At 54.4% G+C, this 21818-nt stretch carries 24 protein-coding genes and 1 tRNA gene; 12 read left to right on the top strand and 13 right to left on the bottom strand.

The window, feature by feature from the left end; all coding sequences use genetic code 11:
* Positions 1-30: 30 nt before the first annotated feature.
* From BT199_RS02560 to BT199_RS02550, 3 genes are all read left to right on the top strand, one after another.
* Positions 31-1119: an asparaginase gene (locus BT199_RS02560; protein ID WP_019820900.1), complete on the top strand. Its 1089-nt coding sequence runs from the start codon at positions 31-33 to the stop codon at positions 1117-1119.
* A 191-nt stretch (positions 1120-1310) separates the two neighbouring features.
* Positions 1311-1562: a DUF1654 domain-containing protein gene (locus BT199_RS02555; RefSeq protein ID WP_014719132.1), complete on the top strand. Its 252-nt coding sequence runs from the start codon at positions 1311-1313 to the stop codon at positions 1560-1562.
* A 4-nt stretch (positions 1563-1566) separates the two neighbouring features.
* The gene (locus tag BT199_RS02550; RefSeq protein WP_019820898.1) at positions 1567-2256 is read left to right on the top strand and encodes an endonuclease; all 690 of its coding nucleotides are present in this window, start codon (positions 1567-1569) and stop codon (positions 2254-2256) included.
* 35 nt (positions 2257-2291) lie between these two features.
* Here BT199_RS02550 and BT199_RS02545 read toward each other — a convergent pair whose 3' ends face one another.
* Positions 2292-2657, bottom strand: a complete 366-nt coding sequence (locus tag BT199_RS02545) for an SPOR domain-containing protein (RefSeq protein ID WP_019820896.1) — start codon at positions 2655-2657, stop codon at positions 2292-2294.
* 264 nt (positions 2658-2921) lie between these two features.
* Here BT199_RS02545 and csrA point away from each other — a divergent pair, with 264 nt between their 5' ends.
* From csrA to BT199_RS02530, 3 genes are all read left to right on the top strand, one after another.
* Positions 2922-3116, top strand: a complete 195-nt coding sequence (gene csrA / locus BT199_RS02540; RefSeq protein ID WP_003192511.1) for a carbon storage regulator CsrA — start codon at positions 2922-2924, stop codon at positions 3114-3116.
* A 210-nt stretch (positions 3117-3326) separates the two neighbouring features.
* Positions 3327-3587 carry a hypothetical protein gene (locus BT199_RS02535; protein WP_019820895.1) on the top strand — a complete coding sequence of 87 codons (261 nt, stop codon included), beginning with the start codon at positions 3327-3329 and terminating at the stop codon, positions 3585-3587.
* A 98-nt stretch (positions 3588-3685) separates the two neighbouring features.
* Positions 3686-3982: a hypothetical protein gene (locus tag BT199_RS02530; RefSeq protein WP_014719136.1), complete on the top strand. Its 297-nt coding sequence runs from the start codon at positions 3686-3688 to the stop codon at positions 3980-3982.
* Here BT199_RS02530 and BT199_RS02525 read toward each other — a convergent pair.
* Positions 3944-4648: an HAD family hydrolase gene (locus tag BT199_RS02525; protein ID WP_014719137.1), complete on the bottom strand. Its 705-nt coding sequence runs from the start codon at positions 4646-4648 to the stop codon at positions 3944-3946. The two genes, BT199_RS02530 and BT199_RS02525, sit on opposite strands and share 39 nt — an antisense overlap.
* Positions 4649-4832: 184 nt before the next feature.
* Between BT199_RS02525 and BT199_RS02520 the strand changes: the two genes are divergently transcribed.
* Genes BT199_RS02520 through BT199_RS02510 form a run of 3 tightly spaced genes read left to right on the top strand, consistent with a single transcriptional unit; the run spans position 4833 to position 7204 of the window.
* Positions 4833-5093, top strand: a complete 261-nt coding sequence (locus BT199_RS02520) for a DUF2790 domain-containing protein (protein ID WP_014719138.1) — start codon at positions 4833-4835, stop codon at positions 5091-5093.
* A gap of 42 nt (positions 5094-5135) precedes the next feature.
* A complete protein-coding gene (locus tag BT199_RS02515) occupies positions 5136-5807 on the top strand; it encodes a heavy metal response regulator transcription factor (RefSeq protein ID WP_003192516.1) in 672 nt (223 codons plus the stop codon).
* Positions 5804-7204 carry a heavy metal sensor histidine kinase gene (locus tag BT199_RS02510; protein ID WP_072433803.1) on the top strand — a complete coding sequence of 467 codons (1401 nt, stop codon included), beginning with the start codon at positions 5804-5806 and terminating at the stop codon, positions 7202-7204. Before BT199_RS02515 ends, BT199_RS02510 begins: the two co-directional genes overlap by 4 nt.
* A gap of 12 nt (positions 7205-7216) precedes the next feature.
* Here the strand turns inward: BT199_RS02510 and BT199_RS02505 are convergent, their stop codons facing one another.
* From BT199_RS02505 to BT199_RS02470, 6 genes are all read right to left on the bottom strand, one after another.
* A complete protein-coding gene (locus BT199_RS02505; RefSeq protein ID WP_072433802.1) occupies positions 7217-7708 on the bottom strand; it encodes an anti-virulence regulator CigR family protein in 492 nt (163 codons plus the stop codon).
* Between the two features lie 64 nt (positions 7709-7772).
* A complete protein-coding gene (pcp, locus tag BT199_RS02500; RefSeq protein WP_072433801.1) occupies positions 7773-8402 on the bottom strand; it encodes a pyroglutamyl-peptidase I in 630 nt (209 codons plus the stop codon).
* A 7-nt stretch (positions 8403-8409) separates the two neighbouring features.
* Positions 8410-9360 (bottom strand): DUF979 domain-containing protein, encoded by a 951-nt coding sequence (locus BT199_RS02495; protein ID WP_019820885.1) that lies wholly within the window; start codon positions 9358-9360, stop codon positions 8410-8412.
* A complete protein-coding gene (locus BT199_RS02490) occupies positions 9357-10073 on the bottom strand; it encodes a DUF969 domain-containing protein (protein WP_014719143.1) in 717 nt (238 codons plus the stop codon). The genes BT199_RS02495 and BT199_RS02490 overlap by 4 nt, the downstream gene beginning before the upstream one ends.
* 834 nt (positions 10074-10907) lie before the next feature.
* Complete coding sequence (locus BT199_RS02475; protein WP_072433799.1) at positions 10908-11390, bottom strand: TIGR02391 family protein; 483 nt, start codon at positions 11388-11390, stop codon at positions 10908-10910.
* A complete protein-coding gene (locus BT199_RS02470) occupies positions 11374-12072 on the bottom strand; it encodes a DUF5343 domain-containing protein (protein ID WP_072433798.1) in 699 nt (232 codons plus the stop codon). Before BT199_RS02470 ends, BT199_RS02475 begins: the two co-directional genes overlap by 17 nt.
* 315 nt (positions 12073-12387) lie before the next feature.
* Here BT199_RS02470 and BT199_RS02465 point away from each other — a divergent pair, with 315 nt between their 5' ends.
* Positions 12388-13014: a recombinase family protein gene (locus tag BT199_RS02465; RefSeq protein ID WP_072433797.1), complete on the top strand. Its 627-nt coding sequence runs from the start codon at positions 12388-12390 to the stop codon at positions 13012-13014.
* A gap of 274 nt (positions 13015-13288) precedes the next feature.
* Here BT199_RS02465 and BT199_RS02460 read toward each other — a convergent pair whose 3' ends face one another.
* Positions 13289-15463 carry a hypothetical protein gene (locus BT199_RS02460; protein WP_072433796.1) on the bottom strand — a complete coding sequence of 725 codons (2175 nt, stop codon included), beginning with the start codon at positions 15461-15463 and terminating at the stop codon, positions 13289-13291.
* Positions 15464-15792: 329 nt separating this feature from the next.
* Positions 15793-16614, bottom strand: a complete 822-nt coding sequence (locus tag BT199_RS02455; protein WP_072433795.1) for a short-chain dehydrogenase — start codon at positions 16612-16614, stop codon at positions 15793-15795.
* Between the two features lie 875 nt (positions 16615-17489).
* On the opposite strand from BT199_RS02455, the gene BT199_RS02450 reads away from it, so the two are divergent.
* Positions 17490-18206 (top strand): hypothetical protein, encoded by a 717-nt coding sequence (locus tag BT199_RS02450; protein ID WP_072433794.1) that lies wholly within the window; start codon positions 17490-17492, stop codon positions 18204-18206.
* A 393-nt stretch (positions 18207-18599) separates the two neighbouring features.
* On the opposite strand, the gene BT199_RS02445 is transcribed toward BT199_RS02450, so the two are convergent.
* Both BT199_RS02445 and BT199_RS02440 read right to left on the bottom strand, forming a co-directional pair.
* Positions 18600-19055 carry a hypothetical protein gene (locus tag BT199_RS02445; RefSeq protein WP_072433793.1) on the bottom strand — a complete coding sequence of 152 codons (456 nt, stop codon included), beginning with the start codon at positions 19053-19055 and terminating at the stop codon, positions 18600-18602.
* A gap of 204 nt (positions 19056-19259) precedes the next feature.
* Positions 19260-19336: transfer RNA gene (locus BT199_RS02440), tRNA-Val, on the bottom strand.
* 184 nt (positions 19337-19520) lie between these two features.
* On the opposite strand from BT199_RS02440, the gene BT199_RS02435 reads away from it, so the two are divergent.
* Entirely contained in the window at positions 19521-20804 is a 1284-nt protein-coding gene (locus BT199_RS02435) for an NAD(P)/FAD-dependent oxidoreductase (RefSeq protein WP_072433792.1), read from the top strand.
* Between the two features lie 42 nt (positions 20805-20846).
* On the opposite strand, the gene BT199_RS02430 is transcribed toward BT199_RS02435, so the two are convergent.
* Positions 20847-21818, bottom strand: a complete 972-nt coding sequence (locus BT199_RS02430) for an XdhC family protein (RefSeq protein WP_014719145.1) — start codon at positions 21816-21818, stop codon at positions 20847-20849.

Raw genomic sequence — 21818 nt, 5'->3', positions numbered from 1 at the left:
AGCACTCATCAAAAACCAGAGAGAAAAATAATGAAATCTGCATTGAAGAACGTTATTCCGGGCGCATTGGCCCTTCTGCTGCTGTTCCCCGTTGCCGCCCAGGCAAAGGAAGTTGAAAGCAAGACCAAACTGTCCAACGTGGTCATCCTCGCCACCGGCGGCACCATCGCTGGCGCCGGCGCCAGCGCGGCCAACAGCGCCACCTACCAGGCAGCCAAAGTCGGCATCGAACAACTGATCGCCGGCGTTCCTGAGCTTAGCCAGATCGCCAATGTTCGCGGCGAACAAGTAATGCAAATTGCGTCGGAAAGCATCAATAACGAAAACCTGCTGCAATTGGGTCGCCGTGTCGCCGAATTGGCCGACAGCAAGGACGTGGATGGCATCGTGATCACCCACGGCACCGACACCCTTGAAGAAACCGCCTACTTCCTGAACCTTGTGGAAAAAACCGACAAGCCTATCGTGGTCGTCGGCTCCATGCGCCCAGGCACCGCGATGTCGGCAGACGGCATGCTCAACCTGTACAACGCCGTTGCGGTCGCAGGCAGCAAGGAAGCCCGCGGCAAAGGCGTGCTGGTGACCATGAACGACGAGATCCAATCGGGTCGCGACGTCAGCAAGATGATCAACATCAAAACCGAAGCCTTCAAGAGCCCATGGGGGCCAATGGGCATGGTCGTTGAAGGCAAATCCTACTGGTTCCGCCTGCCGGCCAAGCGTCACACCATGGATTCTGAGTTCGACATCAAGACCATCAAAAGCCTGCCTGACGTTGAAATTGCCTACGGCTACGGCAACGTGAGCGACACCGCTTACAAAGCATTGGCCCAAGCGGGCGCCAAAGCGATCATTCACGCCGGTACCGGCAATGGCTCGGTATCGTCCAAGGTCGTTCCAGCATTGGTGGAATTGCGCAAGCAAGGCGTGCAGATCATTCGTTCTTCCCACGTCAACGCCGGTGGCATGGTTCTGCGTAACGCCGAACAGCCAGACGACAAATACGACTGGGTCGCCGCCCTTGACCTGAACCCGCAGAAAGCCCGCATCCTGGCCATGGTCGCACTGACCAAGACCCAGGACAGCAAGGAACTGCAACGGATCTTCTGGGAATACTGATCCCTGCTGATTCACCTGTAGATGCTTTTGTGGCGAGGGAGCTTGCTCCCTCGCCATATTCAACCCCTCTCCCCCCGCACCTCAACAAACTTCCTGATTCGCTGTCAGACGAACTTCTTGAAATTTAAGCAGTTGCGAAATTGCCTACAGTTAAATACTGTATGTGCGTACAGCCAATTAAGGAATGTTCTGTGGCAAAGCCCTCTTCCGCAGCCCCTGCATCGCCTGACGCCTACCAGCGCCTGGCTATCCGCGTGCAAAAAATCATCAATTCGACCAACGCCCAAAAAGCCAAGGCAGCGTTGATCTTCCGTTTACCCGATGAACCGGAGACCGATTGGCAACGTTTACTGGAAGAGATTTCGGAAAACGACAACGTCACCCTCGCCTATCGAGATGACGGTGGCGTGCAGATTTTCTGGGTTGTGCCGAAGGAAGATTGATTCAATGAGTGCCCGTTTTATTGCTGTGTGCTGTCTGTTTTTAACCGTCACCGCCAACGCCCAAGCCCCTCGAACCTTCAGCGAAGCCAAGAAAATCGCCTGGAAGCTCTACGCGCCGCAATCCACCGAATTTTATTGCGGCTGCAAATACACCGGTAACCGGGTCAACCTGAAAGCCTGCGGTTACATCCCCCGCAAAAACGCCAACCGCGCCGCGCGCATTGAGTGGGAACACATCGTACCGGCCTGGCAAATCGGGCATCTGCGCCAATGCTGGCAAAATGGCGGGCGAAAAAACTGCACGCGCCATGATGAGGTGTTCAAGCGCGCCGAGGCAGACCTGCACAATCTGGTGCCGAGCATCGGCGAAGTGAATGGCGACCGTAACAACTTCAGCTTTGGCTGGCTGCCGGTGCAAAGCGGGCAGTATGGCTCATGCCTGACCCAGGTGGACTTCAAGGCAAAGAAAGTCATGCCGCGCCCGTCCATTCGCGGAATGATCGCGCGCACGTATTTCTACATGAGCAAGCAATATGGCCTACGCCTGTCGAAGCAGGACCGGCAATTGTATGAAGCCTGGAACAAGACCTATCCGGTGCAAATCTGGGAGCGCCAGCGCAACCAGACCGTGGCTTGCGTGATGGGGCGCGGCAATGAGTTCGTCGGCCCGGTCAACCTGAAGGCCTGCGGCTGAACGTGGGCGGGGCTGCCCGCCCACCTGGCCTGCTGCTACTGCGCAGCCTTGTGTTCGATGATCTCCGACACGGTGTCGTTTTTCTTGGCCCGTGCCATTTTTTCGTTTAGCAGCGCCTGCTTGGCTTCGGCCTCGGCTTTGGTCGCGAACGGCCCCAATAGCACCTCATCCTTGCCGTCGACTTTGACGATATAGAAATTGAAGCCGTGTTCCAGCAACCAGGCGGTCAGGTCGGTGATCGCCTGCAGCTTGTGGTCCGGCGGGCCGACCCGTATATCCCACTCCTGAGCGGCAATCGCACCGGTTTGCGGCAGGCTTTCGGTCACGGCAGGCTTGGCCTTGGGGGCATCGACCGACTTACCTTCACCGCATCCGGCCAACGCCAACACCACAATTGCCATCGCTACTTTACGCACTGCCCTGCTCCTTTGAGGATCAAAGAGGCAACTTTACCATTCACTGTCTATTCTGGCCGTCATAAACGTTGGCTTAAACAATGCGAATCATGTATCGCGACCTGTATGATACCGCCATGGGAATTAATGTCGCCTCTATGCGTCCTAGAAAGAGGCAGTCACAGGGAAGCGCTTCGCAGTAAGCTACACACATCCGACACCTACCCTGTCTGAAACATGTGTCCTTAAAAGTAATTCAAGGAGAAGTCCATGCTTATACTCACCCGCAAAGTCGGTGAAAGCATAAACATCGGTGATGACATTACGATCACCATCCTGGGCGTTAGCGGCCAGCAAGTACGAATCGGCATCAACGCCCCTAAGGATGTTGCCGTGCATCGCGAGGAGATTTACCAGCGTATCCAGGCCGGCCTGACTGCACCCGATAAAAACCAGACGCCTTGAAACGCCTCCAGTAGCCAGCCTTTTCGTTCACTGTAACGGCTGGCGAAAACCCAATTGGCCTGCTCGCGTTTCCCCGCGTGACCAGCGCGCCTTGAGCTTTCCCTTCGCTGCAAGATGAAACTGTCAGGGTATCCGGAACTTGTCGCGCTATTGGCAGCCCAATTTCTGACACTTTATCCTGCCATCCGAGTGCATTTCAGGAACACGTCGATGAGGCCAGCCGCGTCGCAATCCCTTGTTTCCAGATCCTGGATGATTGCCCTGTTGATAGGGCTGACCTTCGTGGCACTCGGGTGTGGCCTGAGAATGGAAGTTGAAGGGGCCGATCCCGGCACCCATTCCTGGGTGGATCTGGCGCTTCTACTCTGTGGTTACCTGCTTGTGTTCTGCCTCAAGCCCATCCAGAAGGTGATCTTGCGCAAGCTGTGTCAGCGCGCCGCTCATCGCGCCCATGAAAAAGCCGCACGCTGAGGGCGTTTAGCGGTTATCGGATCGCCGGTATTTACACCGCCGCACCACCACCTATCATTGGGCTTGCGTTGCGCAGCTAATCAAAGGTGCAAAAGCAGATGGACACCCTCAACAAATCCCAAATCGAAAAAGCCTTGGCAGAACGCCTGCCGAGCTACAGGGTTGAGTGCACGCTGCATGCCGACGGCACCCTGTCAGCCGTGCTCAGCGGCCCAGAGACCGATCACTTCGCGATTACTGGCATCGTGCGTGCGCACTATCACGGTACAGAGGCCATCAACCAGCTCGCCACCGAGATACTCAGGGAAATGGTGATGTCGCGCCAAGGCATGAAAAACAGCCGGTTGCAGGCGCTATCAGACTCCCTCGACTGCCTGGAAGGCCGAGACCGGTAACGGACTTAAGGACAGCAAGCCATCAGCCCCACGCTCGGCTTTCAACGCACTATATTCCTCGATGCAAGCATGGGCAGTCACCATCGGCGCCATGTGTGTCGAGGTCACCACCATGATATCCGCCCCCGCCGCTTCCCCAGCCTGAATCCCCACTGTGGCGTCCTCGAACACCAGGCAGTCTTGCACCGGCACGCCCAGGCGCTGGGCACCCAGCACATAACAGGCCGGATCGGGCTTGCCCGTCTTTACATCTTCGGCTGTCACCAGTACCGCCGGCACCGGAATGCCCGCCGCTTGCAGCCGGCGCACGGCCAACGCTTTTGGCGCAGAGGTGACCAACGCCCATTGATCGACGGGCAGGCTGGCCAAAAACGCCACCGCGCCGGGAACTGCCACGATGCCTTCGACATCGTCCAGCTCAGCCTCGGTGATCCATTGGGCTTCTACCTGTGGATCGACACCCGGCAACGCCTGGCGGGTGATCGTATCAATTGCGCGGGCACCATGAATGGTGTGCAGGAACGCTTCCACATCCAAGCCATGCCGTGCAGCCCAGATGCCCCACACGCGCTCCGCAGCCGCAATGGAGTTGAGCAGGGTCCCGTCCATATCGAACAGAAAGGCGCGGTAACGCCGGGTAAATACGTTTGGAGTTGGGCTGGACACTGCACGGCTTCCTCATGGGCTGGGCCCCTGCAATCTACGGATCACCTTGACGCTTGTAAACGCCGAGATCTGGCCCGTCAGTTCCGAGGCAAAAATGACGAACTTGTCATGATCCTGTTGGTTGGCTGTTGGGGTCGCCTGGTTACCGTGAGCTCACTACCCACCCGGAACGTGAGACACCACCATGAAACTGATTGCCCTGGGCTTCGCCGCTTTGCTCGTCACTGGCTCGGTATTCGCTGCCGACGCCGCCCCTGCCGCCAACGTGATCCATGACAAGACCGGCTTCTTCGTGCACCTGGATGTCGCCAAGGTGCTGTCCAGCACCGACACCTACGGCCAATGCGGGGTTGTGCCGGCGCAACTGCGCTACCTGGACCACCAAGACCGCGAACATGTGCTGGATTACCAAGTCCAGGGCACCGGTTGCGCCAATGACAATTGATCGGGCTACACTGGCGCAACTTATTGAAGCAGAGCACTTCCCATGAACATCCTTGTAGTCGAAGACGAACCCAAGGCCGGCAATTATCTGCTCAATGGCCTGCAGGAACTGGGGCATTGTGTGAGCCTGGCCCGCGATGGCGTGGACGGTTTGCACCAGGCCCTTGAAACGCCCTTCGACGTGATCGTACTCGACGTGATGATGCCGAAAATGGATGGCTGGGAAGTGCTGCGTCGCCTGCGCAAAGAGGCCGATACGCCGGTGCTGTTCCTCACCGCCCGCGATGACATCGCCGACCGCATCAAAGGCCTTGAACTGGGTGCCGATGACTACCTGATCAAGCCCTTTTCGTTCGCCGAACTGGTGGCGCGCCTGCGTACCCTCAACCGTCGTGGCCCGAGCCGGGATGAAGAGCAACTGCACATCGCCGACCTGCACATTGACGTACTCAAACGTCGGGTCACCCGCGCCGGCACGCGCATTACCCTGACCAACAAAGAGTTCGCCCTTCTGCACCTGTTTGCCACGCACCAGGACCAAGTGCTGTCCCGCTCGCTGATTGCTTCGCGGGTATGGGACATGAACTTCGACAGCGACACTAATGTGGTGGATGTCGCCGTGCGCCGCCTGCGCCTGAAAATCGACGACCCGTTCCAGCTCAAGCTGATCCACAGCGTGCGGGGCATTGGCTACCGCTTCGATACCCAGCCATGAGCCGCCAGCACCCTTACTCCCTGACCCTGCGCCTGGCATTGATCTTCGCCCTGCTCGCCTTCGCCCTGCTGGCAACCCTGGGCGTGGCGCTGTACCGGGAGCTGGAGCGCGAACTGATCCGCCGCGATGACGCCGCGCTGATATCGCGAGTGGATCAGTTGCGCAACCTGCTTAACGACAGCAATACCTTGGACTTGATCAAGACCAAGCCAGAGCTGTTCCAGAACATGTTGGGCAACCGCGAATCGGTGCTGAGTATCGCCGCACCCGGCCAGCAGCCGCTGCTGCTGGTAAACCCGGGAAATATTGAGTTGCCGTCGATCCAGCCGCTGCCCAAGGATCACCGGCTCATATTGAGCGACGTGCAACATTTGCCAGGCCTGAACGGCATTCCCTTCTCGCTGGTGGCCGTGGACATCGACTCCGGCGACCTGGGCAGCTTGCAAATCACCAGCGGCCGCCTGATGACCGAGCGCACCGCCGTGCTCGCCAGTTATCGACTCAGCGTCTACATCCAGGCGAGTATCGCCGCGATCATCCTGGCGCTGGTGGGTTACCTGCTGGTTCATCGCGGCTTGCTGCCGTTGCGCCGCCTGGCCCGGCATGCCCAAGGGATCGGCGTCAGCAACCTGGCCGAACGCCTCGACAGCCACGGCGCGCCGAAAGAATTGCTGCCCATGATCGACTCGTTCAACACCATGCTTGAGCGCCTGGCCAAAGGCTTTGTACAACTGGGCCAAGTGTCCACCGATATGGCCCATGAACTGCGCACCCCGATCAACAACCTGCTCGGCGAAACCCAGGTGGCCCTGCAGCAGCAGCGCAGCATCGAGAGCTACCAGCAACTGCTGGCCTCCAATGTCGAAGAGCTGGAGCGCCTGGCGCGGATGCTCGACAACATGCTGTTCCTGGCCCGCACCGACCCCGCCAGCGCACTGCGCCAACGCCAGGCGCTGGACGCGGCGGATGAAGTGGAACGCATCGCGGATTACTTCGAGGGGCTGGCCGGTGATGTGGACATGCACATCACGGCCTTGGGCGAAGGGGTGATCTGGGCTGAACCAATGCTGCTGCGCCGTGCCTTGGCCAACCTGTGTGCCAACGCCATCAAGTATGGCGCGCCGGGCTCGGAGCTGAGTATCCAGGCAGTGCCGGATGGCGCGGGCATCAACCTGAAAGTCAGCAACCAAGGCCAGACGATCCCGGCTGAGCACCTGCCGCGGCTGTTCGAACGGTTCTACCGGGTCGATGAATCCCGCGAGCGGTCATCCCAGTCCAACGGCCTGGGACTCTCGATCGTGGCGACCATCATGCAACTGCATAACGGGCGGTACCGTGTAAGCAGTGAAGATGGCGTGACCTGTTTTGAGTTGTTTTTCCCCGGCCGTGAAGCCTGAGGGCGCTGCACCTCAATCAAACGCACCGTTCAGAACTTCGTAGATGATGCCGGTCGCAATGGTCACCAATATCAAGTCGGTTCCCGCTTGCTGCCATTCGTAACCATCATAACGAGGCAACTGCCCCAGCAAGCGGCCGTCCAGCTTCTTGGCAATACCAGGCGGCAGGGGCTTGCCGCGTGCCAGGTTTTTCTGAATGCCAGGCGGCAAGGCTGGCCCTGGGCGCCAATAATCGCGGTGACCGCCCAGCACGTTCAGTACAAGACCGCGATCAACGCTGAAGTCGTTCCTGGATTGGCCGCCCTTGTCTTTGGCCTTACCCGGCCCGCCCTGGGCATTACCTTTGTTATTACCGTGACCTTTGCCGTTGTCCTGCCCACCATAGGCATCACCCTTGTTATTGCCTTGGCCTTTGCCATTACCTGGATCTGCAAGGGCAAGGCCACTGGTGACGGACAGTGCAAGCGACAACGCAGCCGATACAAGTTTCGTACGCTTTAACATGGCGACTTTCCGAGGCAAGGGTGTGCTGGAACTGTAGTTGAAATTGCAACACAGCGTACAGCTGTCAGCTGATCTGGCCACCGGCAAGGACGACATCCGCCTGGGTTTGCCAGGCTGCCAGCGCCGCAACCCGCAGCCCTTCCACGGTTGTCGATAGCACCATCGACGGCTCGCTCGATCCGGGCAAGCCGGGAACGTGAATAAACCCACTGCGCACCCCAGTCCCCACCAAGGCGTGCTGCAAACGATAAAACACCTGGTTGCACACAAACGTCCCCGCCGTCTGCGATACCGAGGCCGCAATACCCGCCTCACGCACCGCCTTGACCATGCCCTTGATCGGCAACGTCGAGAAGTACGCCGCCGGGCCGCCCTCCACCACTGAGGTATCAATTGGCTGAGCGCCCAGATTGTCGGGAATACGCGCATCGTTAACGTTGATCGCAACGCGCTCGATGGAAATATCACTGCGCCCAGGCCCCAGGCCTGTGGCGATGACCATTGCCGGCTGCAGTTCGTTGATCAACTGCAGCAAGGTCTCGGCCGCGGTGGCAAATGCGCAGGGCAAGCAACGCGCAACTATCTGCACCCCCTCGCACAACTGCACACCGTCCAACTGGCGCACGGCCTCCCAAGAAGGGTTTACCGCCGCCTTATCAAAGGGCTCGAAGCCCGTCAGCAATACGTTTTGCACAATGACCTCACATCAACAGGTAAAGCAGCACGATATTGACCACCAGCATCATCAGCGCCGTGGGTATCTGGGCCTTGATCACCGCATTTTTGTCCGGCAGTTCCAGTAGCGCCGCCGGTACGATATTGAAGTTGGCCGCCATGGGCGTCATCAACGTACCGCAATAGCCCGAGAACATACCAATGGCCGCCATCACCGCAGGGTTGCCGCCGTAAATCCCCACCAGCACCGGCACGCCGACGCCACCGGTCATCACCGGAAAGGCCGCAAAACCATTGCCCATGATCACGGTAAACAAGGCCATGCCCAACACATAGACCATCACCGCCACCAACTTGTAGTCCAGGTTGATGTAGGTGGTGGTGACATGAGCGACCGCCGTGCCCACCCCGGCCTCATTGAACAACAGCCCGAGCATCGCCAGCATTTGCGGGAGCACCATGGCCCAGCCCAGGGCTTCGGTCAGGCGACGAGATTCGCGTAACGCTTGTACCGGCGTATCCCGGGTCAGCCAGCAGGCCAGGCCAAGGGCGATCAGGCAACCGATGCCGAGGGAGACAAAGGTGGTGTTCTTCGGGTCCAGCAGCGGTACACCACCGATTTCGGTGTGTTTGAGCAACACTGAGCCAATCACCGTGGTCAGCGGAATCGCCAACGCCGGGATGAACAGTTTGTGGCCCAGGCGCCCGGCACTGGCGCGGGACGCCTTGTCGTGCAATTGGGCATGCTGGCCACGACCAACGCCGCCCAAGCCCGCAATCAATGCCATCACCACCACACCCACTCCGATGACCACCGAAGGCAAGCGCTCGCCTATAAGGAACGGTACGGCGAACAACAACCAGAACAGCGCACTGGACCAGCGCTTGGGGTGGGAACGGTCGAGCAGGATCATGCCGGCGGTGATCAGCAACAGCACGCCCGCCAGCCAGTACAGGTATTGAATGGAAATAATCATTGAGCAGCCTCCACTGGAGCGGTGGCCGAGCTCATTTCGCGGGTCAAGCGCCGGTCGAAACGATGCAACCGGATAGCGTGAATGATGAAGGCGCAGATCGCCGTCGGGATGCCCCACACCGCAATGTGCAGCGGCTCCACATCAATCCCCGAGCCAAGCAGGAAGGTGTGCATCAACGCAATCGCACCAAAGGCCACGAAGATGTCCTCACCAAAGAACAACCCGACGTTGTCGGTGGCAGCGCACATGGCCAGTACCTTGTGGCGTAGCTTGTCAGGCAGCTTGCCATAACGTTTTTCTGCGGCGCCCTCGGCCATCGGCGCCAGCAGCGGCCGCACCATCTGCGGATGCCCACCCAGGCTCGTCAACCCCATGGCCGCCGTGGACTCACGCACAAACAGATAGATGATCAACAAACGCCCGACCGTGGCGCGTTCGAAGCGTGCAATCCAGTTCTGCGCATGCAGGCGCAGGCCATGGCGTTCCAGCAGGCCAATCACCGCCAGCGGCAATAACAGAATCAGTTGCAAGGCACGGGTCTGAAGGAAGCCATCGCCCATGGTGGCGAGAATTTTTTCCAGCGGGAACTGGGCGGCAAGCCCGGTGGCGATGGCGGCCGCGGTGACCACCAACAGCGGATTGAAGCGCAATACAAAGCCGACCACGATGACAAGTACGCCGATCAACGGCCATAAGTTCACAACAGTTTGCATGGCGAAGAGGTCCTTTAGTGCGCGCTGCGGCGCCATAACAGCAGGATGTGGGCCGAGGGCTCACAGCTTGAAAGTGGCGTGCAATCGGCTCGGTTTTTTATTGTTGACCTGGAAGGTCGAGCGTCAGTGGCGGCAACTTTGCTGCCTGGGGACGGGGGTGTCCAACAAGAAAAATTGTTGCTGCAAACCAATAATTTTTGTGGGGGGATGGCATCGGGGGTACGGCACCATGGAGAGATTCAGCGCAGTTTTTTTGGAAAAGACGTGAGGATGAACTCGCTATGGCGTCGGCAGGGAAAATTCCTGATCTGCACCTATACTCCACGGTGCAGCTGTGTGTACTTGCAGTTCATTCACGGTGTCACGCCGACAATGAGGGTTCCCGCTATGTATGCCGGACAAATGAGTAATATGGCGACCACACTTGGCGAAATACGCTGCCAGCTGTTCGCCCAGGTAATTTGCCTGCTGGCGGTGGCGACGCTTTTCGCCTGATTGGACATACAAGCCCTGAAAGGACGCCGCCCGGCGTCTTGACTTTCCTTTGCCCAAATTCCAGTGTCTGCAAACCCGAACACGCAGTCCTGCTGACCCTACTGAAGAAACACAGGAAGGCGGCTGGCCTGAACCAAGTACAGTGTTCAGAGGCTCTGGACGTCCACAGTCGTTCATGAGTAACGTTGAAAGCGGGACACGCCGCATGGATATCGTGCAGCTCCGCGAGCTGATCGCTGAGTTGAACGATCTTTGGACGAGAATTAATCGAGCAGCGGTTGCCGGGTTGAAGTGCTGGGCTTACACAACATGTGCTGTTGGAAATCCTGGCCTTCGCAATCAGGAAAAACCACTCTGCTCCAATCTTCTAAGCAGCAGAGAGGCAAATGCAAGATGATCTAAACAGGTGTCGGGATCGTCACTGAGGTTTATCTCATGCCCTCTGGGGTTTCGAATGGCCATCACTGCTCCGCTGAAAAGAAAGCTGTAACCTTTCTGTTCATCTCGGCCACTCGTGGTCGATAAGTCGGCAAGGGTGAGAATTGGCTTACTCTCATTAAAGGCATTCATCATGAGCTTAAAGCCCGACTCATCCACTTGGCATAAACGCTGTACAAGCTTGTCTATAAGCTTAAATGCTTCGAAGGTAGACTCTGCACAGTGTCCATTGTCGAAAAGCTTTTTGACCTTCCCATAAAGACCTTGATGAATATTTCTTAGCTCAAATGGATGCAGGACAATGCTTTTGACCTCACTTTCGCCATCAAATGCCCCTGTCGTCCTGCGGACTATTTCTTCGAAGAGATTAAGAGACGTTGCCATTCAGCAGATTCTCTCTGATGCTTTTGAAGATGCGGTCGTAGGTCTCTTGGTCACCACCAGCGGGTAGGTTAATTTCGACCCTGACAGTAAGCGCCATGGCGGAAGACTGAGCTGCCGGGGGAGCGGATTGAATGGGCAAGGGGATTTCGGCTTTAGGTAGCTGCGGAGTAGCTTTGGCAGGCTTAGAGCGCACTGTACGAGTAGGAGTGGATGTGTCGCTTGTCTTCGGTTTAGGTGTGGGCGTTCGTACGCTCCCATCTAATTTACCGGACAGTAACCCAAGTGCTTGGAATGTCGCGGCCTGTTTCTTTCCTACAATGTCGCTCGTGTTGTCTGTATGCCTGAAGTAAGCGATTAATTTGGGCAACGGGAGCGTCCAAGCACCCTCTCCGTGCAACTCAAAAAGCTCGCTATAGGCTGAAGAGACGATTTCCGAGAAACCTCGCTGAAACTCATCATCTTCATGCTGGCTGAAAACGGAACCAACTTTTTGCCCCTTTTTCCCATCCTCATCGAGCACACCAAGAAATCGCAGTGTGTTCAATACATAGCTTTCGTTGTTAGGTGCTATCCCTAGTTTTTTCATCGTATCTGAGCCAAATTGGACAGGGAACGATTTTCTGAGCTGGGTAACGGTCTGAGTCAGCCCTGCAATACCGGAGTACGGGTGCCTATCTGCCATGATTGTATCCCTGTCATCTCGACTAAGTAACTGACGCTACCTGCAACCACATCAAGTGTCCAGTGTGATGAAAAAAGGCAGGAGGTTCGCTAGACGCCCGCTAAAGCGTCGCCTCAGCCTTGGAATCTCTGGGTTTAAACTCCGACGTCATCTAGGCCGGAATTCAGAAGCTGAGTCGATAACCGCTATCAGATAGGTAGACGTAACTGGTAGCTCGATAGCCACTCGCCTACCACTATCAAATATCTATTGCAGATAGCCATACGATTCAATTATCATTTATCTATCGAATCTAAGAACAAAGGATAGTCCGCTTTGAATACCCACCTCTACCTCCGTGCATCAACGAAAGACCAAGACGCCAACCGTGCAAAAGTCGCCCTGGAGTTGTTCGCTGTCGAAAAGGGTTTAAGCATCGTTGGTGTGTATGCGGAGAACATTAGTGGGACCAAGCTCAACCGTCCTGAGTTGCTTTCCTTGCTCGATACTGCCGAGAGTGGCGACGTGCTATTGGTTGAGTCTGTAGACCGTCTGAGCCGCCTCTCACAGGCTGACTGGGACACTCTCAAGGCTACTATCAAGGCTAAGGGATTGCGTCTGGTTGTTGCTGATCTGCCTACCAGCCACATGCTGGTTGAAGCGAAGGGTATAACCGGTCAAATCATGGATGTGATCAACAACATGTTGATTGATTTGATGGCAACCATGGCACGACTGGATCAAGAGAAACGCGTAGAGCGCATCAAACAAGGCTTGGAGAACAAAAAGGCTGCTGACCCTGATTGGAAGCCGTCAGGTAAAGGAAGGAATACCGTTAAGTGGGCGGAGGTACAGGCGTTGATGCAGAAACACCCAACGATGTCCGCTGATCAGATTGCAAAATTAGCTGACTGTGGTGTTGCAACCGTTTACCGGATCAAGCGAGAAACAGTGGCAGCTTGATGTAGTTTCTGGTCTAGCTCTGTAGGGCTACGTGCCCCCCAACTTATTTTAGAAAAGCAGCGGCACTCATGAGCCCCGCTCGCAACAAGCTAAGCGGATCAGGCAAAACCACCAGAATTGCTTTCCAGTCAACGAAACGCCTACTAATTAAAGCGCCCCCCAATTTTCTGGTGGCGTAGACCAAGCTTTGTGGAAGCGGGCTATAGCATGCACGCATTACCCGCTCCAACAATCGTTAAATTTCAGAAAAATCTTAATTAAACTTCACAATATTTTATTTCGCAAAAAGTTGACCACCATAGTACAAGGCATCATATGCATCAGTGCTTTTGTTGAGCCGAACAAATGCGAAGCCCTCAGCAACACTATTAGCAGAGCCAACAGAACCAAGAACATTCATTGCCATTTCTCGACGCTGTGCGTAGTGAACGTTTCGATCCATATAAATACCACAGATCGCAAATTCTCCCAACAACCCTTCGACAGTCGAAAATATTATAGGTGAATCAGCCTCCTTTGGCGTCCCAACGAACACTCTTTTCATTCCTGTGACAAGCTCTCTCTGCGACTCAAAGGGAATATCCAAAAGTAGAAGCCCAACCTCAAAATAAGCAGGCGTCATTCTTCTAAGCATCAAAGCCAGGAATGAATCAAAAAAAGGTGAGTTCCGTAACGCACTATCTTTCGGAATTTTTAAAACGCCATCTTGCTTTCGGTACTCTGACAACTCATATGACGCCCCAAGAATCATCATGACTTCGTCAGAACCTTGTAAACCAACGAATCCTGTTCGCAAATAGATAGAAAATATATCCATTTCATCACCGATAATCTGATTCCTACGGCACACTGCAAAGCGGCGAGTCAGATAATGCAGACGATGCAATTCATCTTTCAACGCCCCCAAAACCTGTTGCAATTCAGAAAGAATAATGCAGGGCGCCGGGTCTATATCATTATCAATTATTTTCAACTCACGCAATATGTTGGGTGCATTCATCAACAACCCAACCTGCTCAAGCGAAACACTGAATCTGGAAACCGTTCGTATCTCTTTCGGATCGAGAGTTAATAGCACCTTTCCCTTCGCATCCTCGATACAAACAGGCTCAGTCGAGCTTCTAAGGTGGTCAGCTAATGCAGCACCCTGCAGAGTCGACTTCCCCCAGGTTTTCTTAAGAAATTGTTGTACTGCACCAACAGCTCCAGATCTAACACGATCAGTTATAAGCGCACCCTTGGCTTCAAATATTAATACATGTCGAGAGACTAAAACTATAAGATCAGATTCAACACGATCTTCTTTGCTTCTGAACCAGTATCCAGAGGGTACATGCTTCGCTGATGGAAACGCATCTAACAACATGCGAGCGGCTTCACGCTCTGCAAACCATCCGCGGACTTTTTCAATCCTGTTTTTAGCATCTGGCTTATCGACCAGCAACGTCAATAACGATGAAAACGGGAGGCTCATCAAAGTCATCAAGCAATATATCGAGTATCCTTTCGCTGACTTAATAAATGGGCGAGAAGCAATTGGATTGAATCTACTTAGCCCATCAAACCCTTTTACTCCTTCGAGGCTATTCAGGCTCAGCTTATCCAACGTCTCTCTCACAAAAGAATCTTCAAACCCAACCGACGCCACCCAAGCCTGGTCAAGTAAAAAAAGAGTCTTAATGGTGTAATCTTCAATTAAATTACGCAGACCACACCTTAATTGATCAACACTTAACCTATGCCAGTCATAATCATCCTCATCAACTTCCACTAATTTTTTGTAGCGCGAAACCTCACTCAACATCCGCTTACGACTAAATCCATGAATCGCAACTAACTCACGATAGTACCTTTGAAACCTTTCCCAAATAGTAGTTCTAATACAAACAAAGAGCTTACCAACAGAAGAAAAACTTTCATCCCTCAAATAACGATTATCATACTCAGCTGTGACCTCAACCATCATCCTATCAAAAAACTCGTCTCCGTAAGGATTACGATAATAGGCAATTTGAGAGTCCGCCAAAGTTTCAATTACTGACTGTCCTTCTCGCTTAGCAGAGTGAGACACCACATAGTTCTGCCTCATCAACTCTAACCAAAAACCACTTACACTCTCCCTAGGGATAGACACTTTTTGGCCATCCCCCTGACATCCAAGCATTAATGCCTGAAGAGCCTCAAGATCCGCTTGTTCCGGGTAATCCGACTTATGCCCATCCTTAATAACGGCCTTTGTAAATGTAAATAACGCAGTCAAACCAAGCAAATCATGCATCTCATAACCACAGACCTGTTCAAGGAACTCACCTGTTCTATCAGCTACTTCTGCATGAACATTCGGATCTATAATTTCGCGCTGCCACCCGGAAAGCATCGCATCAGGCAGAGACTCAACAGAGACAAACATTAAATTACCGGGCATACCAAATGCTTTTGTATCGGACATCCTTTTCACTCCAATTATCAAACCTTTATAAAAACTAAAACATCAACATAATTCATTCAGCAGGCATCACGAAACATGTAAGGTTCCGCTACGCACTCCGTCATAATTAGGCGCCAGAATCTACAATTGAGACAGGCACTATTTTAGACGCTTTTTTAGGAGTTTCCACATAGCGAACTGAGCCAAAAAATTAGTTAGCCCCTCCCTTCTAAATGGTACTGATGATCGGATTCCGTTTCGCAGCTCGACTGTACTATCTTTTCCAGCCCCCACCTCGTTCATCTGCCCCCAAAAAATTGTGACAGAGGAGTTTTATCTGAAAAAATGGGTTACCCACTAATACCAGGGCGATTCTCAGCTCCAGCCTTACTGACTAAGCCGTGAATAGCCTTCTTAGCTTGCTCTAGCTTCTGTTGTTTCGCCGCTACGGCCAACTTCTCATCTAGAACTAGTTCAATCCCCATTTTTAAAACTGGGAACGCCGCTAGGCATTCATTCTCTGTCAGCTCATGTATGCCCTGGCTAAGAATTTTGTACATCGAACGATTTTCCACGAGAAACTCAGGAAGGTGCCCCATCAACAGCTGTATCCGATCCGCCATCCGACTCTTTTGATAAGCGTCATCATCCCAACCGCTATCATTTTTTGCGGTCTGGTACGCAGCATCGACAAGATTCTCAAAAATTCGTCTTAAGTAAACAAACGAACCGACGCCCACACCATGTGCAGCCAATCCAATTGCTTTAGTGAACTCCTTGAAATCCTCTTTGGGTAGCACGGCAGAGTACTGACGTACATCGTACGTATTGAGATCAGCAAGAGACGGATACTGCCCTATCTTCTGCACCGTCCTGCCCTCAACGTCGAAAAGGAAATACAGGCGATGATCTGAATCCCTAGAGCATTTAAGCGTGACGTGATGGCGCTTACTTCCCACCCAACCGTCAAGATAGCGAGGGACATCAGAGATAATATGCTGATGGAAAATACTGTGCGTATTACATTCAGGGCAATAGGTGTCAATTGGCTCTTGAGAATAGAATACGTTCCAGCCATCGTGATCCTGTCCTTCAGCAAAGGTGAATTGCTCATACAGGGGAAAGTCAATACAGAACTCTTTTTTCGTAGGTACTGTCGTCTGTGCGGTCATGCAGGTTGGCTCTGAATGGCAAGATGGGAAACGCATTCCATCGACATTATCGACTCGCAGGTACCCTGTCCATATGAGGAAGACGCGCTAGTTCGCACATCTAGCGGCTAACCGTTCGAACCGACCTCTGGACGTAGTACCGTGAAAAGCACGAAATACGGCGAGTCCTAAGATGAGGGGAGGATTGCGAGAAAGGGAGTAGTACAACTCAAAAAAACTCACAACTCATTGAATTTAATTAGCTTTCTTGGGTAGTTGTGGAGGTACAACGGATTTCGAATCAGTCCAATCCGGCCAACGGGGAGCGTTCGCTAACCACATGCTGCTGATGCAGTTGCGGTACAGAAGATCAACAACCGCTCTCAGGCGCTCGCCAAAGGCCGTGAATGCACGGCAGTACAGCCCCACCTACTGCATGCCTGTACAACAAGTTGAATACGCTTCAGGCCATAGCTGATTGCCTCAACACCAAAGGCTTACGTACAGCCCGTGGCGCCACGCTCATACCAACGGCAGTACGTCACCTCATGCTCGCCTTCAACGTCTCGCTCTGAGGCTGTAGGGGCTTAAGGGCCGCCCAGCTTATTTCTATATTCCGCAGACTGCCATTTGGCCTACTCGTGACGTGCTTAGCACCTACCGCGCTCAACCCAATGCCCAAGTGCTTTTTATTATTTTCCCCACCACCATGGCCGAAACGACAAGAGATGCTCGCTTATTTTGGGCGGCGGATTTGAAAACCGATCAGAAGCCTAGGCCGCTTTGGTGAAAGCTGGCAGCTCTACCCATGAAAGACCAGTTTAGTGCCTAGACAATCGTCGGAGCACACTGCCACCATACGTCCACCCCCCTAGCCAATAAGACAAGGATGAAACATGCGGATACCACAGGAAATTTTAGAGCAGATAAAGGACGACCCGACAACCGGAGCAATTGCAGCCTGCGAGTTTGTAGAGACGGAGTTCAATAATGGAAACTCCTGGGTGCCATCCGACGAAGAACTCCTATTTGAAATTTACGCCCTATTATTCAGTTTGAAGGAATCAGGGCGAATCTCATATCTTGAAGACGCTCCAGATCTAAAAGCCCCCTTCCCAAATATTTGCGTACGCATTAGTCAGTTCGTAGATGGCGTCAAAGAACAATTGCAAACTCAGCATCGAGACCAAACTAACGAACGCAAGCTCGATCAATTTAAAAATCACTTCTCTCTCACCCTCAATAATACGTTTGGCTACGAATTTACGGATGGGGACTTAAAGCGTATTCGAGCACTAATTAATGAGTTACGCGAACTGATAACCGAAAATACCGAACTAGATGAAGACCACAAACGCCGCTTACTGAAACGCCTTGAGAAGATGCAGTCGGAAATCCACAAAAAGGTATCTGACCTTAATGCTTTCTACGGTCTTGCGGTCGAAGCAAGTGTAGTTCTCAAAAAAGTAGGCGAGAACGCCAAGCCGATAGTGGATCGGATAAAAGAACTGACCGGCATATCTTGGAATACGCAAGCACGTGCTGAGAATTTGCCATCAGGGACAGAACCACCAATGCTTGAAAATGACGTCACCCCACCGGCGATTGAGTGACAATATTTTCAATTCATAAGGGATGCAAAGGCAATGAAAGACATTGTGATTACCGTAGTGAACTTCTTCGCTTGGCTAGGGATCATTGTGGCAACGGTTGTGGATTACTTCGCAATGAAACGGCGCTGTGGTTGGCTTCGCCGTTGGATGCCTGGGCTCTGGAGTGTGGTTTGTACTCTCAGCAATCCACCAGAATATTCAGACAACCCGAGACATTGCAGTTAAGCAGTCTCAAGGTTGATTTACGATCCGATAGCTAGTAGCTATCGGACACCTCTAGCCTCCCAAGACTACCGCTTCGGATCGTAATCATACTCATCGAAATCCGCGTCACTCCACTGCATCCATTTGGTGATTGGTTGTATCGAGAGCGGTCTTTCTGAAGCCCCCTAGCTAATCTTCGTAACTGGTCTTGATACCAAGTTGCTGGCGTATCACTGTCAATGCGTCATACACGTATCGCGAATGATCAGGTTTTGCACTATTGAATGCTGGGCTTGCCTCCCACTCTCTCGCGCTCACATTTAGCGAATAGGCGATGTGGTTCAGGCTTCGTGCTGCCAAGGTGATTCCAGCTTTTTTAGGTAAGCGGAAGAACAGTCTCGCTGCACGATAGAACATAATCGTGGCAGCAGCAGAGACTATCTCTGCCGAATGATCAGATAATTTTCCCGACAACTCGTCATCGACGGCTGCGCTGGTAATCTTGGCTTGATGCCTAAGAATTGTATTGGAAAGCCGAGCTAGTGCGGCTCTGCAGGCTTGTATGGGTTCAATCACCATCTTGAGTAGGTATTGTCCGATCAGGAAAACAACAACTCCGATCAGGGTTGGGATTACAAAACTCATGGATATCCCTCAATAGAAGCTAGGCATTTCGCAAGCCATGTTACTGACCGTTGTAGCTGCCCGCCATCACGTCATCGGCGTTCACATTGCCCAGTGTGAACGAACCCTATATTTTGTGAACGTTCTGCATGAAATCGCGGACAACAAAAAAGGGCCCACCTTTCGGTGAGCCCTTCTAGACCGCCCAGCAGAGCGGATTTTGTTTGGTAGGCGCGATTGGACTCGAACCAACGACCCCCACCATGTCAAGGTGGTGCTCTAACCAACTGAGCTACGTGCCTGCTGTGAGGCGGCATTCTACGGAATTCCGAAGGGGTGTCAACATCTTTTTTGCAGCTAACCCTATGAATATGCGAATTTTTTATTTGCGCCGGGTACACCCGTGATTTTCGGGTGGCTGGCAGGCAATTTTCAACTCAGGTAGGATCGGCGCACTCGTAAAAAATATAAAACAGAGGTTCCAGGATGGCGAACACCCCCTACCCCCAGTCGTATTACGCCGCTTCTGCGAATGCAGTTCCGCTCCGTCCTGTGTTGCAAGGCGAAGTCGAGACCGATGTGTGCGTGATCGGGGCCGGCTATACCGGGCTTTCCAGTGCGCTGTTTCTGCTGGAGAACGGCTTTCGCGTTACGGTGCTGGAAGCCGCCAAGGTCGGTTTTGGTGCCTCGGGTCGCAACGGTGGGCAGATCGTCAATAGTTACAGCCGCGATATCGACGTGATCGAGCGCAGCGTCGGGCCTCAGCAGGCGCAGTTGTTGGGGCAGATGGCGTTTGAAGGCGGCAGAATCATCCGTGAGCGCGTGGCCAAGTACCAGATCCAGTGCGACTTGAAGGACGGTGGCGTGTTCGCCGCCCTCAACAGCAAGCACATGGGCCACTTGGAGTCGCAGAAGCGTCTGTGGGAGCGCTACGGCCATACGCAACTGGAGTTGCTGGACGAGCGCCGCATCCGCGAAGTGGTGGCCTGTGACAACTATGTGGGCGGCTTGCTGGACATGAGCGGCGGCCATATCCACCCGCTCAACCTGGCGCTCGGTGAAGCCGCGGCTGTGGAATCCCTGGGCGGCACGATCTATGAGCAATCGGCAGCGGTGCGCATCGAGCGCGGCGCTAATCCGGTGGTGCATACCGCCGAAGGCAAGGTCAGGGCCAAATTCATTATCGTCGCGGGGAACGCTTACCTGGGCAATCTGGTGCCGGAGCTGGCGGCCAAGTCGATGCCGTGTGGCACCCAAGTGATCACCACGGCGCCACTGGGCGATGAAGTAGCCAAGACTTTATTGCCACAGGATTACTGTGTCGAGGACTGCAACTACCTGCTCGACTACTACCGCCTCACCAGCGACAAGCGCCTGATCTTCGGCGGCGGCGTGGTGTATGGCGCGCGGGACCCGGCAAATATCGAAGCGATTATCCGGCCGAAAATGCTCAAGGCATTTCCGCAACTGAAGAACGTGAAGATCGACTACGCCTGGACTGGCAATTTCCTGCTGACCCTGTCGCGTTTGCCGCAGGTCGGTCGCCTGGGTGACAACATCTATTACTCCCAGGGCTGTAGCGGCCATGGCGTGACGTACACGCACCTGGCAGGCAAAGTACTGGCAGAGGCCTTGCGGGGTCAGGCAGAGCGTTTTGATGCGTTTGCGGGTTTGCCGCATTACCCGTTCCCGGGTGGGCAAATGTTGCGCACGCCGTTTGCGGCGCTGGGGGCTTGGTACTACGGGTTGCGAGATAAATTCGGGATGTAAACACTGTAGGAGCGAGCTTGCTCGCTCCTACAGGGCTGCGCTTCAGAGCCGGTCGCGAGCAATCCCGCTGCGAATCCGCACGATATCCGCCAATACCGCCAACGCAATTTCCGACGGCGTCCTGCTCCCCAGGTTAAGCCCGATGGGCGCGTGTATCCGCGCCAGTTCAGGCTCCCCCAACCCACCGATGCGGCGCAGTCGCTCAAAGCGCTTCTGCGAGGTCTGCAACGACCCCATCACGCCAATGTAGAACGCGTCGGTACGCACCGCTTCCATCATCGCCAGATCGTCGATACGCGGGTCATGCGTCAGCGCAACCACCGCCGTATCACGGTGACAGCCGCCATCGGCAATAAACACCGACGGCAACTGGCGACGAATCTCCACGCCATTGAGCACCACGCCTTCGAGCACTTCATCGCGTGGGTCGCAGAGAATCACTTCGAACCCGAGGCCGACTGCAAACTCGGCACACGCCTGCGCCACGCTGGAGTACCCGGCCAGCAATAGACGCTGAGCCGCACCGACGCGGAGGCGCACCCGCTCACTGTCACGCTCGATGCGCGCGCCCTGCTCACAATCAGCGACCAGGCGGCGCGCCCCGCTGGCCAGGTCGACCTGGCGAATCAAGCGCCGCTGCCCGAGCAGCGCCGACTCCACTTCACGCAGGTGCGCCTGCACCTCGCAGTCAGGCTCGAACTTCTCAACCAATACTTCGAGAATGCCGCCGCAGGGCAGGCTGACCCGCGAGCGCGGATCGTCCCCTGCGCCGTAGCGCACCACGTTGACCGCATCGAGAAACGCACCGTCAGCGACGCGTTCGAGAAAGTCTTCCTCGACGCAACCACCCGACAACGACCCAATCCACTGCCCTGCGGCGTTCACTGCCAGCAACGAACCCGGCGCACGCGGCGCCGAGCCGTAGGTGGCCAGTACCGTACAGAGCCAGATGCGTTGCCCGGCCACCGACCACTCCAGCGCCCGTCGTATCACCTGCAGGTCCAGATGCTGCAT

It is taken from the genome of Pseudomonas sp. NFR02 (assembly GCF_900119375.1).
GTDB classification, from domain to species: domain Bacteria; phylum Pseudomonadota; class Gammaproteobacteria; order Pseudomonadales; family Pseudomonadaceae; genus Aquipseudomonas; species Aquipseudomonas paracarnis.
This window is presented reverse-complemented; position numbering and strand designations above follow the sequence as displayed.

Bases quoted from the DNA above. Each gene is read 5' to 3' on its own strand.
- csrA (WP_003192511.1), top strand. From the start codon at position 2,922: ATGCTTATACTCACCCGCAAAGTCGGTGAAAGCATAAACATCGGTGAT.
- BT199_RS02545 (WP_019820896.1), bottom strand. From the start codon at position 2,657: ATGGCAATTGTGGTGTTGGCGTTGGCCGGATGCGGTGAAGGTAAGTCG.
- BT199_RS02430 (WP_014719145.1), bottom strand. From the start codon at position 21,818: ATGCAGCATCTGGACCTGCAGGTGATACGACGGGCGCTGGAGTGGTCG.
- BT199_RS02495 (WP_019820885.1), bottom strand. From the start codon at position 9,360: ATGATTATTTCCATTCAATACCTGTACTGGCTGGCGGGCGTGCTGTTG.
- BT199_RS02435 (WP_072433792.1), top strand. From the start codon at position 19,521: ATGGCGAACACCCCCTACCCCCAGTCGTATTACGCCGCTTCTGCGAAT.
- BT199_RS02450 (WP_072433794.1), top strand. From the start codon at position 17,490: ATGCGGATACCACAGGAAATTTTAGAGCAGATAAAGGACGACCCGACA.
- BT199_RS02520 (WP_014719138.1), top strand. From the start codon at position 4,833: ATGAAACTGATTGCCCTGGGCTTCGCCGCTTTGCTCGTCACTGGCTCG.
- BT199_RS02510 (WP_072433803.1), top strand. From the start codon at position 5,804: ATGAGCCGCCAGCACCCTTACTCCCTGACCCTGCGCCTGGCATTGATC.
- BT199_RS02470 (WP_072433798.1), bottom strand. From the start codon at position 12,072: ATGGCAGATAGGCACCCGTACTCCGGTATTGCAGGGCTGACTCAGACC.
- BT199_RS02550 (WP_019820898.1), top strand. From the start codon at position 1,567: ATGAGTGCCCGTTTTATTGCTGTGTGCTGTCTGTTTTTAACCGTCACC.
- BT199_RS02455 (WP_072433795.1), bottom strand. From the start codon at position 16,614: ATGACCGCACAGACGACAGTACCTACGAAAAAAGAGTTCTGTATTGAC.
- BT199_RS02505 (WP_072433802.1), bottom strand. From the start codon at position 7,708: ATGTTAAAGCGTACGAAACTTGTATCGGCTGCGTTGTCGCTTGCACTG.
- BT199_RS02530 (WP_014719136.1), top strand. From the start codon at position 3,686: ATGGACACCCTCAACAAATCCCAAATCGAAAAAGCCTTGGCAGAACGC.
- BT199_RS02490 (WP_014719143.1), bottom strand. From the start codon at position 10,073: ATGCAAACTGTTGTGAACTTATGGCCGTTGATCGGCGTACTTGTCATC.
- BT199_RS02560 (WP_019820900.1), top strand. From the start codon at position 31: ATGAAATCTGCATTGAAGAACGTTATTCCGGGCGCATTGGCCCTTCTG.
- BT199_RS02515 (WP_003192516.1), top strand. From the start codon at position 5,136: ATGAACATCCTTGTAGTCGAAGACGAACCCAAGGCCGGCAATTATCTG.
- BT199_RS02445 (WP_072433793.1), bottom strand. From the start codon at position 19,055: ATGAGTTTTGTAATCCCAACCCTGATCGGAGTTGTTGTTTTCCTGATC.
- BT199_RS02475 (WP_072433799.1), bottom strand. From the start codon at position 11,390: ATGGCAACGTCTCTTAATCTCTTCGAAGAAATAGTCCGCAGGACGACA.
- BT199_RS02535 (WP_019820895.1), top strand. From the start codon at position 3,327: ATGAGGCCAGCCGCGTCGCAATCCCTTGTTTCCAGATCCTGGATGATT.
- BT199_RS02460 (WP_072433796.1), bottom strand. From the start codon at position 15,463: ATGTCCGATACAAAAGCATTTGGTATGCCCGGTAATTTAATGTTTGTC.